The organism is Candidatus Amarolinea dominans (genome assembly GCA_016719785.1).
Classification (GTDB): domain Bacteria; phylum Chloroflexota; class Anaerolineae; order SSC4; family Amarolineaceae; genus Amarolinea; species Amarolinea dominans.
In genome coordinates this window covers 113,910-127,456 of record JADJYJ010000003.1, presented here as the reverse complement: position 1 = coordinate 127,456, position 13,547 = coordinate 113,910, and the positions used below count along the sequence as shown (strand labels likewise).

Annotated in this window: 8 protein-coding genes; 2 read left to right on the top strand and 6 right to left on the bottom strand. The window is 63.3% G+C overall.

Annotation, left to right across the window (positions count from 1 at the left end; all coding sequences use genetic code 11):
• Positions 1-143 precede the first annotated feature (143 nt).
• On the top strand, positions 144-1,913 hold the full coding sequence (locus tag IPM84_04180; GenBank protein MBK9091967.1) for a formate--tetrahydrofolate ligase: 1,770 nt from the start codon (positions 144-146) through the stop codon (positions 1,911-1,913).
• A gap of 155 nt (positions 1,914-2,068) precedes the next feature.
• Positions 2,069-2,437 (top strand): DUF433 domain-containing protein, encoded by a 369-nt coding sequence (locus tag IPM84_04175; protein MBK9091966.1) that lies wholly within the window; start codon positions 2,069-2,071, stop codon positions 2,435-2,437.
• A gap of 458 nt (positions 2,438-2,895) precedes the next feature.
• Here the strand turns inward: IPM84_04175 and IPM84_04170 are convergent, their stop codons facing one another.
• The 6 genes from IPM84_04170 to IPM84_04145 all read right to left on the bottom strand — a co-directional run bounded on the left by IPM84_04170 (position 2,896) and on the right by IPM84_04145 (position 13,547).
• Complete coding sequence (locus tag IPM84_04170) at positions 2,896-5,667, bottom strand: valine--tRNA ligase (GenBank protein MBK9091965.1); 2,772 nt, start codon at positions 5,665-5,667, stop codon at positions 2,896-2,898.
• Between the two features lie 243 nt (positions 5,668-5,910).
• Complete coding sequence (locus IPM84_04165; protein ID MBK9091964.1) at positions 5,911-6,501, bottom strand: VTT domain-containing protein; 591 nt, start codon at positions 6,499-6,501, stop codon at positions 5,911-5,913.
• A gap of 67 nt (positions 6,502-6,568) precedes the next feature.
• Positions 6,569-7,867, bottom strand: a complete 1,299-nt coding sequence (locus IPM84_04160) for a peptidylprolyl isomerase (GenBank protein MBK9091963.1) — start codon at positions 7,865-7,867, stop codon at positions 6,569-6,571.
• Positions 7,868-7,977: 110 nt separating this feature from the next.
• Positions 7,978-8,994, bottom strand: coding sequence for an undecaprenyl/decaprenyl-phosphate alpha-N-acetylglucosaminyl 1-phosphate transferase (locus IPM84_04155; GenBank protein MBK9091962.1), 1,017 nt, complete (start codon positions 8,992-8,994; stop codon positions 7,978-7,980).
• Positions 8,991-12,323, bottom strand: coding sequence for a tetratricopeptide repeat protein (locus IPM84_04150; protein MBK9091961.1), 3,333 nt, complete (start codon positions 12,321-12,323; stop codon positions 8,991-8,993). The genes IPM84_04155 and IPM84_04150 overlap by 4 nt, the downstream gene beginning before the upstream one ends.
• Before the next feature lie 114 nt (positions 12,324-12,437).
• Positions 12,438-13,547, bottom strand: a complete 1,110-nt coding sequence (locus tag IPM84_04145; protein ID MBK9091960.1) for a glycosyltransferase — start codon at positions 13,545-13,547, stop codon at positions 12,438-12,440.

Genomic DNA, 13,547 nt, shown 5'->3' with positions numbered 1-13,547 from the left:
CTGATGTAGGTCATGGCAGACAATTCCCCCCATGTCGTATGATGACCTGTGCAGGAGATGTGTCATGCAGAAGCCGTAGGCTGACAAGACAACCTTTTTCGCACATCACAACGCAACGACGCGAGCGTCCACGGAGGGACAGAATGCCAGTTCGAAAAGTAAAACCGGTGCCGAGCGATCTTGAGATTGCGCAGTCGGCCACCATGCTGCCCATTCTCGATATTGCCGAATCGCTGGGCTTGACGATTGATGATATTGATCTGTACGGAAAGTATAAAGCCAAAGTTCATCTCAGCGTCCTCGACGATCCACGCTTCAAGAATCGCCCCAACGGCAAATATGTGGATGTGACCGCCATTACGCCCACGCCGCTGGGCGAGGGCAAAACCACCACCACCGTCGGTCTGACGCAGGCGCTCGGCCTGTTGGGCCAGCGCGCCATTACCTGCATCCGCCAACCTTCGATGGGCCCAACCTTCGGCATCAAGGGCGGCGCCGCGGGCGGCGGCTACTCGCAGATTGTGCCGATGGAAGATTTCAACCTGCACCTGACCGGTGACATTCATGCGGTCACCGCGGCCAACAACCTGATGGCCGCGGCCATTGATGCACGCATCCTGCACGAAGATAACTACGATGATGCCAAGCTGGCGGGCATGGGGCTGCGACGCCTGGCGATTGACCCCTACGCCGTCACCTGGCAGCGCGTCCTGGACGTCAACGACCGGGCGCTGCGTGACGTGATCATCGGCTTGGGCGACAAGGCTGACGGACGCCCGCGCCAGACCGGCTTCGACATTGCGGTGGCGTCGGAGGTCATGGCGATTTTGGCCCTCACCACCAGCCTCAAGGACATGCGCCAGCGCCTGGGGCGCATGGTCATCGGCTACAGCAAGCAAGGCAAGCCGGTCACCGCGGAAGAATTGGGCGTGGCCGGCGCGATGGCCGTCATCATGAAGGACGCCATCATGCCCAACCTGATGCAGACGCTGGAAGGACAACCGGCCTTTGTCCATGCCGGGCCATTCGCCAACATTGCGCACGGCAATTCCTCCATCCTGGCCGACCAGATTGCGCTCAAGCTGGGCGATTATGTGATCACAGAGTCAGGCTTCGGCGCGGACATCGGCATGGAGAAGTTCATGGACATCAAGTGCCGCACCTCCGGCCTGCGTCCCACCTGCGTCGTGCTGGTCGCCACCATCCGCGCGCTGAAGATGCATGGCGGCGGGCCAAAGGTGGTGGCCGGACGCCCGCTGGACAAGGCCTACACCGACGAGAACCTGCCGCTGCTGACGAAGGGCGTGGCTAACATGCAGCGCTGCATCGAAATTGCGCGGCTGTACGGCGTACCGGTGGTGGTGGCGGTCAATCGCTTCACCTATGACACGACCGCGGAGGTCGAGATGGTCGAGCGGACTGCGCAGGAGGCCGGCGCGGTCGCCGCGGTCATGAGCAATCACTGGGCCGAAGGTGGCGAAGGCGCGAAAGAACTGGCGCAGGCAGTCATCGAAGCGTGCAACCATTCCAATCCGGAGGACTTCCGCTTCCTCTATCCATTGGAGATGACGCTCAAGCAGAAGATCGAAACGATTGCGACCAAAGTCTACGGTGCGCGGGACGTGGCCTATGAACCAAAGGCTGAGCAGCAGTTGAAAGCCTACGAAGAGGCCGGCTTCGGCAATCTGCCGATCTGCATGGCCAAGACGCACCTGTCGTTGTCGCACGAGCCGACCTGGAAGGGCGTGCCGAAGGATTACACCCTGCCGATCCGCGAAGTGCGCGCCTCTGTCGGCGCCGGCTTCATCTATCCACTGTGCGGCGAGATGCGCACCATGCCCGGTTTGCCCTCCAAGCCCGCATTCATGAACGTGGACCTGGACGAACAGGGCCGCGTGGTGGGTCTGTTCTAGCAACCGTACAGCCCTCACAGGTTTCGACTAACCTGTGAGGGCTGTTTCCGTATGGGTTCCCTCCTTGCTTGAGTTAGTTGCTTGTGCTAGAATCCAATCGAACGGAGTTGATCTTGCTGGAACAACTCCCGAATTCGATGCGCGGGAGCTTTGCCATGTCTGAACTAGTCGCCGATGTTCAGTCGGTCGTGGGTCGTCTGGGCGCCCTGGAAAACGAGTTGCGCCAACTGCGCAACCTGGTGTCATCGCAGTGGCGGCCGACGACGCCTGCGACCTCTGTTGACCATCCGTATGTGACGCGAGTGGAGAACATCCTGAGCGGTGAGCCGATCATCGAAGGGACGCGCACGCCTGTACGTGCAATCGTCGAGTACTGGAAATTCGGTGATGCGCCGGAAGAAATCGCCCGCAAGCTGCCGCACCTGCGTTTGGCGCAGGTCTTCGACGCGCTAGGTTACTATGACGACCACCGGAGCGAGATCGAGCGTGCGATTGCGTTGAACCGGATGCCAGCCGATGACTGAGCGCAGCGACCCGGAGTTGCAGGCGCTTTACTTGCGTCTTTACTTCGACGAAGATGTGTCGGCCAGCATCGTTGAAAACCTTCGCCAGCGTGGTTTTGATGTGCTGAGGATGAGAATTAAATAAGTGTCATTTGTGCTGGTATTGCTCGAAATGACGGTTAACTCATTCCTGAGCGCCCGCGACGCCAGCCGCCTTCACCTGGACGATGACACCCAACTTCGATACACCTGACCCTTCGTGTTTTTCGGTAACTGCTGGGTCTGCCTGGAATTCAGACAGGATTCACAGGATTGACAGGATATTCGAGCTCTCGTGCCGATAGTTTTGCACACCACAGAGCAAGAATCCTGTACATCCTGTTCATCCTGTCCAAATCTGCCTGCAGGGTGAGCAGTTACGTTTTTCGTCTGGTTTCATCGTTCCGCTCTGACCATGTCGTCCGGCCAGGAGGCCGGACCTACGAGGCCCAGGCTGCGAGGCGGGCGGTGAGGCTGGCCTGCTGCTGCTGTAATTCGGCCAGGCGGGCGCGCTCACGCGCCACCACGTCGGCCGGGGCGCGGCTGACAAAGCCGCTGTTCGCCAGGGTACGCTCCACACGCTCGACATTGACCATCACCTGTTCCAACTCCGCCTGCAGGCGCGCCCGTTCGGCGCCCAGGTCAACCAGGCCCGCCAACGGCAGGTAGCAGGTGATGCCGCCGGCCACCAGGGTGACGGCCTGCGCGGGGACGGGTAGAGTGGGCGCAATCACCAACGTGTCGGCCTGCAAGCGCGCCAGGTTGACTAACACGTCGCGCTGCGCGCTGAACAGTTCGTTGAACTCGCCGGCGGCCAGGAGCGCGGTGACGCGCCGGCCCGGCTCCACCCCGGCCTCGGCCCGCGCGTTGCGGATGGCGCGCACCACCTCTTGCAAGTGCGCAAAGTGATCGGCGGCCGCGGCATCCATCTGCGCCGGGTCGGCCTGCGGCCACGCCTGCACGATCAGCGCAGGAGGCCAGGCCGTCAGCCCAAAGGCCGGTTGCTGCAGGCTGAAGGTGCGCAGATGCTGCCAAATCTCCTCGGTGACGAAGGGAATGAATGGGTGCAGCAGGCGCAGGGCGTTTTCCAGCACATCCAGCAGGGTGCGCCCGGCGCTGAGCGCGGTCGCGGGATCGTTCAGTTCATTCTTGGCGATCTCGATGTACCAGTCGCAGTAGTCGCCCCACAGGAAATCGTAGGCCTGACGCCCGGCCTCGCCATATTGGTACGATTCAAAAAGGCGCGTTGCCTCGGCAACCACCATCTGCAGGCGGCCACGAATCCAGCGCTGCGCCAGCGTGGTTTGCGGCGCGACGGACAGCGCGCTGGCGGGAAGGCGTTCCAGGTTACTGAGCACAAAGCGGGCCGCGTTCCAGATCTTGTTGGCAAAGTTGCGGTTGCCACGCACGCGCTCGATGCTCAGGTTCATGTCGTTGCCGGGCGAGGAGGCGGTCAGCAGGGTGAAGCGCAAGGCGTCGGTGCCCATCTCATCCATCACTTCGATGGGATCAATCACGTTGCCGAAGGTCTTGGACATTTTACGGCCGATCTCATCGCGCACCAAGCCGTGCAGATAGACCGTGGTGAAGGGCACTTCGTTGGTCAACAGCAGGCCCATCATCATCATGCGCGCCACCCAGAAGAACAGGATGTCATACCCGGTCTCCAGCACCGCGGTGGGATAGAAACGGCGCAGGTCATCGGTGTCCGCGGGCCAGCCCAGGGTGCTGAAGGGCCACAGGCCGGAGCTGAACCAGGTGTCGAGCACATCCTCGTCCTGCGTCAGGTCAACCGGGTAGCCGTAGTGGCGACGGGCGAGCGCGGCCGCGCCCTGCGCATCACGCGCACAGAATGGCTGCCCGTCCGGACCATACCAGATGGGAATGCGGTGCCCCCACCAAAGCTGGCGGCTGATGCACCAGGGGCGCAGGTTCTCCATCCAGTGGTAGAAGACCTTGTTGAAGCGCTCCGGCACAATCTGGATGCGGCCGCTGCGCACCGCGGCCAGGCTCAACTCGGCCATGGCCCTGGTGTTGACAAACCACTGTTTGCTGACCAGCGGCTCGATCACCTCACCGCCGCGCTGCGAGCGGGGCACCTGCATGGTGTAGGGTTCGGCCTTGATCGTCAGCCCCGCGGCTTGCATGTCGGCCCACAGGCGTTTGCGGCACTCGAACCGGTCCAGGCCGGCATAAGGGCCGCCATTCTCGTTGAGGGTCGCATCCCTGTTCATGACATTGATGATCTGCAAGCCGTGGCGTTGGCCGATGTTGAAGTCGTTCACATCATGGCCGGGAGTGATCTTGAGCGCGCCGGTGCCGAATTCGCGATCCACGTAGGTGTCATGAATCACGGGGATGGTGCGCTTGAGCATGGGCACCAGGCAGGTGGCGCCGATCAGGTGGCGGTAACGTTCATCCTCTGGATGCACGGCCACCGCGCTGTCGCCCAAAATAGTCTCCGGCCGCGTGGTGGCGACGGGGATGTAACCGATGCCAGGGCCGTCGTCCAGGTGCGCGTCGGCAATAGGGTACTTGAAGTAGTAGAGCGTACCCTGTTCTTCGCTGTACTCCACTTCAACGTCTGACACCGCGGTCTGCAAGCCCGGCGACCAGTTGACCAGGTATTCGGCCTGGTAGATCAGGCCCATGCGGTAGAGGCGGACGAAGGCTTCGCGCACGGCCGCGTTGAGTCCCTCATCCATGGTGAAGCGTTCACGTTCCCAGTCGCAACTGGCGCCCAGGCGGCGCAGTTGACCGGTGATGCGACCGTGGTATTTGGCTTTCCAGTCCCAACAGGCCTGCACGAAGCGCTGGCGGCCGATTTCCTGACGACTCGTGCCTTCGCTGCGCAGTTTGCGCTCCACCTGCAATTGGGTGGCAATACCGGCATGGTCGGTGCCAGGGACCCACAAGGCCGCCTTGCCAGACATGCGGGCATAGCGGATCATCAGGTCTTCCAGGGTGACAAAGAGGGCATGGCCCTGGTGCAGTTCACCGGTCACATTGGGTGGCGGGATTGAAATCACAAACGGTTCGCCGTCGGGCTGGGGCGCGTTTTCAGGCTTGAACCAGCCGCTGCTCTCCCACCAGGCATAGAGGCGTTCTTCGGTGGCCTTGAAATCGTAGGTCTTGGGTAATGAAGAAAATGAGGGAAATGAGGGAAATGAAGAAAATGAAGAAAATGAGAAATCGGGCGCTTCGCTCGTCATACGTCCTTCTTCCTAATCGAACAGATTAATTGCCACGTTTGCCGTTGCCGCACAGATTGAACCCTATTGTGCGCGCTTGGGCGCCGGCCAGGGTGACATTCTGACCACAAACCAGAGGCAAAAGGCCTTCTGCGGCCATTTTAGCACCGCAGGCCCGGCGACTGCAAGTCGCTGCAACGGCTGCGAAGCCCACCTGCGTGGGCTGGCTCCAGGGCTGAAATGCAGGCCCAGCAGTTCCCACTTTCAGCGCAGCCACTGGGTGACAGCGCCCCAGGCGCCGGCGCCGGCCAGGGCCACCAGGATGGTCTTGATCGTCTTGCCCAGCCAGCAGGCGATAAAGAAACGTAGAACTGAAAACTTCAACATACCTGCGGCGATGCCCGCCAGGTCGAAAAACGGATTGGGGATCACCGAGAGTATGAAGATGACCCATACGCCATAGCGACGCTCCAGGCGCTCCAATTGGGCATAGCGTGCGCGGTCCTCGATGACGGCGCTGCCGCTGTAGCCGGCCAGGTAGCCGACCAACTCGCCCAGCGCCTCGCCCAACCCGGCCGCGAGGCCGACCAGCACAGGATTGAGTGAACTGCCGAGGGCAAAGACAACGGCCAGACTAGGCGCCGGGAGGACGATGGTGGCGCTGGCGAGCACACTGATGAGGAAGACACCGGGGTAGCCATAGGCGCCGATCTGTGCGATGCGATCACGCAGGGCGAAGATGGTGATGCTGATTGCCAGAGCCAGCAGCAGCGCCAGCACGCGCGGCGTCCAGCGTCGCCAACGCGAGGGCGCCGCAGCCGCATCGCCGTGCGGAGGCTGGTTGCCGGCTGTCATAGTGACTCCCCAATTCTGAAAGAAACCCGGTTCCTGGGAGAAACCGGGTTTCTTTGGTTGCGATCCTTTACTTCTCAGTAATCTCGATCATGACGATCTTGTCTTCCATCGTCAGCGCGATCGCGACATCGGTGCCTTTGGTGATCCTACCCATCACGCTGAACTGACCGTCATACTCCGGCAGGTCGCCCAGGGCAAAGTAGAACTGACTGCCGCTTGAGCCTTTCTTGTCAGCCAGGTAGTAAAGACCCATGACACCCAGGGTGTGCGTGACCGTGGTGGATGCCTCCAGCGGGAGGGTGTAGCCCACATCACTGGCCGGTTGGCCGGCCGGCGAACCGGTGAGCACGAACGCGCCCGGCTGCGTGAAGTTGATCGGGAATTCGTCGTAGTAGCCCAGTTTGGACAGCAGCACGAAGCTGTTGACGCTCTGCGGGGCGCTGTCGGCAAACAGTTCAACCTCGATGTCGCCCTTGGAGGTCTTGATGGTGGCGCTGTACTTCTTGGCCTTGTCAATCAGCAGGGCGGGCGCGGAGTTGTACAGCTTCTCGCGGTCGGCCACGGCCTTCTTGGCTAACGGGCGCCCGTTCTCCATGACCGGTGGGTAGGGCGTGGGGGTGGCGGTGGGCGGCGGCAGCAGGCTGACCGCGCCCTCGCTGATCTCCACGGTCACCAGGGCATCGCCCGGGGTGGCGGCATCCTGCTGCGGGTCGCGCAGCGTGAGCGATTTGACCACATCCATGCCTTCGACGACCTTGCCGAAGATCGTGTGCGCGCCGTTGAGCCAGGGGGTTGCCGCGGTGGTGATGAAGAACTGGCTGCCGTTGGTGTTGGGGCCGGCGTTGGCCATGGCCAGATAGCCGGCCTCATCGAACTGCTTGGAGATGTCAATCTCGTCTTCGAATTGATAGCCGGGGCCACCGGTGCCGGCGCCGGTGGGATCGCCGCCCTGCGCCATGAAGTCCGCGATCACACGATGGAAGGTGGTGTCATCGTAGAAGCCCTCTTTGGACAGAAAGACGAAGTTGTTGACCGTGATGGGCGCGGTCTTGGCGAACAGTTCAACCTTGATATCGCCCTTGGCCGTCTTGAAGGTGGCAAAGTAGAGCTTGGTGGGATCAATGGTCATGGCCGGGGCCACGGTCCACTGCTGGGACGGAACCGGCGGGACCGCAGGCGTGCCGCCATCCACCGGTGGCAGCACCGGAGTCAGCGGCGCGGGCTGGGTCGCAATGGCGGGGCCGGTCGGGGTCGCGACCGTGATGTCAGGCGCTGGAACTCCGCTGCATGCGGCTAGTAGAACGGCCAACAGGACGCCAACCAGGGTTAGCGACAGGGCGGTCTGCATACGACGATGAATCTGCATGAACTAACTTCTCCTTGAAAATCTCAGGCGCCGCGGCGCCTGTCTGCGGAAACTCAACCAGGCGCGGCGCTTCGAAGGCGCCGCACGCGGTTTTGATGTGAATGGGCGCCTTAGGGCGCCGGTGGGTCGCTGACCGGCACCTGTTCCAGGCGCCAAAGCGCCCACAGACAGATGCCAAGCACAGCCAGGGCCACAGCATAGGCTTCGGCGACCGCCGCCTGCGTGAGGAAGATGGCGATCAGGCCGAAGGCGCCGGCCAACAGATAACAGGTCAACACCGCCTCCCGCCGTGAGCCGTGCATCAGCCGCACCAGGCGATGGGAGATGTGATCCTTGCCGGGCGTGGTCAACGGGTTGAGGCCGCGCCGCAGGCGTGAGACGAAGACCAGCGTGGTGTCAAAGATGGGCAGTCCCAACACCAGCACCGGAACCATCCAGGTGACAAAAACAACATTGCTGGGGAAACGCAGCTTGATGGCGGTTGCGGCCAGGACGAAGCCCAGGAAAAGGCTGCCGCTATCGCCCATGAAGATGCTGGCCGGGTTGAAGTTGTAGCGCAGAAAGCCGATGCACGCGCCCAAGAGCGCGGCGGCCAGCGCGCCAACCAGGTACTGGCGGCTCAGGCTGGCCAGCACCATGAAGAACGCGGCCGCGATGGCCGCCAGACCGCCGGACAGCCCGTCCATGTTGTCGAGCAGGTTCATGGCGTTGGTGATACCAACTACCCAAACGACGGTCAGGGCGATGTCCAGGCCGTCGCCAGGGAAGACGTCGGCGGTCACACCAGAGAGCACCAGGATCAACGCGGCCACCACCTGGCCGCCCAGTTTGATGAGCGGGCGCAGCCCGCGGCTGTCATCCACCAGGCCCAGGAAAGAGACGAACGACGCGCCGATGAAGATGCCGATGACCTGGTTGACATAGAAGAGGTCGCCGAGGAAGAGCAACGCCAGCACAAACGCGATGTAGATGGCGACACCGCCCAGGAGCGGCGTCGGTTTGACATGGACCTTGCGGGCGTTGGGCTGGTCCAGCACGCCAAACTGATGCGCCATGCGCCGGGCGACGGGGGTGATGCCCAGGGCCAGAACCAGGGCCGCGGCCACGATCAAAATTTCACGCGTCATTGGGGTAACTGCGCCTGTAACTGTTGCACGAGGGCCTGCAATGCCGGCTTGTCGGCCTCGGGGGCGTATTTCAACGCCTCCTGCGCCGCGGCCAGGGCCAGTTGAATCTGATTGGTCTGCTGGTAAAGGATGGCCAGATTGCGCCAACTGGAGGCGTCACTCGGGGAGAGCTGCGTCACCTTCTGATTGGCGCTGATGGCTTCGGTGAGATTGCCCTGCTGCGCGTAGATGTAGCCGAGCGCGCTCCAGGCCAGCGCCTGGCCCGGGCTGAGCTTGAGGGTCTGCTGGTAGGCTTCGATCGCCTTTGCGTTGTCCCCGCGTGAGCGGTAGACGTCGCCCAGGAAGAGGTAGGTCTGCGGGTAGATTTGATCCAGTTCCAGCGAGCGGCTGAGTGCAATCAGGGCATCTTCGAAGTAGTCATCGGCGACCTCCGGCTGCTGCTGATCGCGCGCGAGGTTGGCGAGCAGGAAATAGACCAGTCCCTTCTCGTTGAACAGATGGGCCGCGTTGGGGCTGAGTCGCGTGGCGGCCTGGTAGTAGGTGAGCGCGGTCTGCCAATCCCTTTCGCGCTCGGTCGTGCTGGTTTGCAGCTCCCCGCGCGAGCGATAGAAGCGCGCCAGATTGGCGGTATGATCGGTGTTGAGCGGGTTCAGCGTCTGCGCGCGCGTCAGCACGCTGAGCGCGTCGTCCAGCCAGCGTTGCCGTTCCGTGGCATCGGTGTCCACTTTGGCCTGCTCCAGGGCAGAGCGGCCCAGGAAGAGGTAGTAGTAATCTTCATCGGGTGCGATGGCAAGCGCCTTCCGATAGAGAAAGATAGCGCCCTGCCATTGCCCCACGCCATCGTAAGCCTGGCCTTGCTTGTAATAGGTGTCTGCGCGCACCAGGCCAATGTTGACCGTGCTGACGAACGTGATCACGATCACGCCGATCAGCGCGGCGCTGAAGCTGGTCACCAGGCCGCGCGCGGTCCAGGTCAGCAAGCGCCGGCTGCTGCTGCGCCAGAGTGCCCAACCCAGGATCAGAATGACCACGAAGGCCGCCACGTAGTAGTCCACGATGTAGCTGGCCACGAAATCGCTCAACTGCTCCACGCTGACGCGGCTGCCCTGCAAGACGGCGCCCTGCGCCACGCGTGCGCCGTGAATCAAGCTGAAGATGAGCCACATGCCCCAGACGACGGCGCTGTAGAGGCCCAGGCCGCGCAGCCACCAGGCGCCGGTTGGGGCCTTGCGTTGATTGGCGGCCACATCGCCCAGGGCAATGATCCCCGCGACGAGCCAGGTGAAGAGGTGCAGCCACCAGATGCCCAGGCTGACCGCGGGCTGACCGTTGCGATTTTTGAAGAACAGGGCGTTCAAGATGACATCGAAGGCGTTCGTGTCGCGCCCCTGGTTGGCCATGAAGTTCCAGATGAGGGTGACAAAGACGATGGCCGCCAGGAAGGCATAGGGCAGCAGGTGGTCAATCCAGGAGGTGGTTACGCCGCTGCGCGCTGCGGGTGAGCGGGCGCCGGGCAGTTCACGCGTCAGCGAGGCGCCGCTGCGCCGCTTACGCGGGGTCGCGGCCGTGCGCATGGGCGCCGCAGACGGAGAAGGCATGTTGAAGGACGACGGCATGGCGGCCGCCGCAGACGTCACCTCGACCGGTTCCTCGTCCGAAAGGTCGAGCCAGCCCAGGCCAGTGACGAGCAGGACGGCGGTCAACGTCCAGAAGTAGGTGCGCGTGGCGGCGATGGCGATGCCGAAGTGGATTTCGACAAAGTGCGCGGCGATGGCCGAGAGGATGGCGAGCAGCAGGAGCGCCCGGCTGCCGGTCATCTGCAGGGTGAAGTCGCTGCGAAACGCGCTGATGGTCAGGTAGACGATGAAGCCAAGAATCAAGCCTGCCGGGATGGCTACCCCCAGATAGCGCAGATCGCCCAGGGCCAGCCAGGGGATGAGCGCGCCGCCGAGGCCGCCGAGCAGGGTCAGGGCCAGGAAGAGGATGGCATCCTGACGATTGCGCACCCAGCCCAGCCAGCGCAGGGTCCAGTAGAAGATGCTGCCGAAGAGGACGACATAGGCGATGAAGCCCCAGGCGCCAGTGATGATGAGGGCGTCGAAGGTTTCATTGTGCGAACGATCGGGCGAGGCGTTGCGCGCCTCGTAGTGCGCCAGGTCGGGCGGGTAGAAGGGGTTGTAAGCCACCCACATCGCCTCCGGGCCGTAACCGAAGATGGGGCGCAGGGCGTTGAGCGGATCGGGCGTGCCATCGGGGTAGGTGATGGCCGCGTGGGGCAGGATCATCTGGCTGGCGCCTTCCCAGATCAGGACGCGCACCTTGCCGGTGCCTTCTTCGGTTTCAAAGATCTGGCCCAGGCGGCCCACGTAGGGAACGCTGCGCAGGGCGGCCAGCGGCGAGTTGGGCAGGTTGAAGCTGATGAGGAATGCCACGCCCGCGACGGCCAGACCGATCCAGCCGAGCCAGGCCCAGTGGAAGAAGCCGGCGCCGCGTCGCGTCGCGCGGCTGCGCAGCGCGATCAAGCCCAAGAGCACGAAGATGTAGATGCCGGCAAACCAACCGAGCCAGGGGCCACGACTCTGCGAGAAGATGATGGCGACGCTTTGCACGACCAGCACGAACACATACGAGCCGACGAGCAGCGCATCGGCAATCTCCCCACCCTGTTCGGCCAGCAGGCGCCCGGCCGAGCGCAGAAAGCGCTCCAGGGTGACGAAGAACGCGATGATCAGGTAGGCTGCGATGAAGATGGCGTTGCCCATGTTGCCGGCCACGCGCAGCTTGACATCGCCGCCCCAGGGCAGCGGATCGAGACTGTAGTGCTGCAGGATGCCGTAGAGCGCCACGGGCAGCGAAGCGATGACGATGGCGTGCAGCAGGCGGTTGAGCTGCACACGCGAGCGCAGATGAGTCAGCGTCAGGAAGAAAATGACGATGTAGGAGAAGGTCGAGTAGGTGCCCTGCATGCGCTGATAGCTGCCCCAGAAGCTGATGCGCGGGGCCACCGACAGGGCGGTGCTGATGAGGTAGGCGCTGACAAGCAACAGGGCGGGGATGATGAGGGGCGTCTCGCGAATCTGACGCCACAGATTGCCGCGCGGGGTCTGGGTGGCTGAGGCTGGCAGGGGAGCGGCCGCGCCGCCGCCGTCAATCAGCTTGATGAGCCAGGCGCCGATCATGACGAGGGCGATGGAGCGCAGCAGGCTGATCTTGTCAGGCTCGAAGACGCGGCTGGAGTAGACATTGAAGAAGACCGGCACGATGATGAGGGCGGCCAGCCAGCCGGCCTCGATGATCGCTTCGCACAAGCGGCTGATTTTCGACGACATGAAAATTCCTGTGGTGTGGCGTTGAGTTAGGCACTCTGCAGACGTAGCTCGAACTGACCCGGTGCCCTGACAGCCTTGACCAGGGGCGTATCTTACCCGACATAGTCCAAAAGATCAAGTAGCCAGCAATTCCCGGTAGAGGGTTTCGATGCGCGTCACCATGAGGGGCAGGCTGAATTCGGCCGCAGCGCGCTGCCGGGCGGCTGCGCTCATGGCCTGCAGGCGAGCGGGATCGGCCAGCAATGCACGCAGGGCCGCGGCCAGGGCCTGACTGTCGCTGGCCGCGACGACGCGGCCGGTCACGCCATCCTGGTTGACATACGAGGTGCCGGTGCCGACTTCGGTGCTGAGGATGGGGGTGCCGCTGGCAAGCGCTTCGAGCTGCACAACGCCGAAGGCTTCGCTGCGCGCGCAGGCCGGCAGGACAAAGAGATCGGCCGCGGCGTAGTATGCGGGCAGGTCGGCGTCGCTGATGTCGCCCAGGAAGTGGACGCGGTCGGCCAGGCGCAGGCCGAGGGTCTGGGCCTGCCACGGCTCAGCCATGGGGCCGGTGCCGATGATGAGCAGCCGCGCGGCGGGGACCTGGGGCAGGGCATCGAGCAGGAATTGCACGCCCTTGTAGTAGCGCAGGCGGCCGACGAAGAGCAGCAGCGGGCCAGGGAAGCGCGCCTTGAGCGCGGCCACCTGCTGCGGGTCAGGCTGCCGAAAGCGCGCCAGATCCAGACCGAGCGGGATGACGCTGACGCGGTCCCCCAGCGGCTGCAGGTAAGGCGAGCTTTGCACGTACTGAGGACTGGTGGCAATCAAGCGGTCGGCGCGGCGCAGCACACGGCGCAGGAGCGGATCGTAGAGGCGCAGGATGCCGGCCTGGCGCACGACATCGCTGTGGTAGGTGATGACGGTGCGGCGGCCGCGGCCGAGCAGGTAGTTGCTCACCTCGCCCAGGGGATAGGGGAAATGCAGGTGAGCCACATCGGGCCGTTCGCGGCGCAGGAGCCAGGGAAAGGCCAGGCTGAGCGGCGTGGAGGCGATGTTCGCCAGGCGCGCCGCGCGAATCACGCGCACCCCGTTTTCCCAGCGCACACTGCTGCGGCGATCCAGGCTGGTGACGAGCACGCCCACCCGGTGCCCGGCCGCCGCCTGCGCCTCCGCCAGCCACCTGATATGATTCTCCATCCCGCCGAGGACCGGGAAGTAGTCTTTGTAGAGGTGAAGGATGTTCAG

Bases quoted from the DNA above. Each gene is read 5' to 3' on its own strand.
- IPM84_04180 (MBK9091967.1), top strand. From the start codon at position 144: ATGCCAGTTCGAAAAGTAAAACCGGTGCCGAGCGATCTTGAGATTGCG.
- IPM84_04175 (MBK9091966.1), top strand. From the start codon at position 2,069: ATGTCTGAACTAGTCGCCGATGTTCAGTCGGTCGTGGGTCGTCTGGGC.
- IPM84_04170 (MBK9091965.1), bottom strand. From the start codon at position 5,667: ATGACGAGCGAAGCGCCCGATTTCTCATTTTCTTCATTTTCTTCATTT.
- IPM84_04165 (MBK9091964.1), bottom strand. From the start codon at position 6,501: ATGACAGCCGGCAACCAGCCTCCGCACGGCGATGCGGCTGCGGCGCCC.
- IPM84_04160 (MBK9091963.1), bottom strand. From the start codon at position 7,867: ATGCAGATTCATCGTCGTATGCAGACCGCCCTGTCGCTAACCCTGGTT.
- IPM84_04155 (MBK9091962.1), bottom strand. From the start codon at position 8,994: ATGACGCGTGAAATTTTGATCGTGGCCGCGGCCCTGGTTCTGGCCCTG.
- IPM84_04150 (MBK9091961.1), bottom strand. From the start codon at position 12,323: ATGTCGTCGAAAATCAGCCGCTTGTGCGAAGCGATCATCGAGGCCGGC.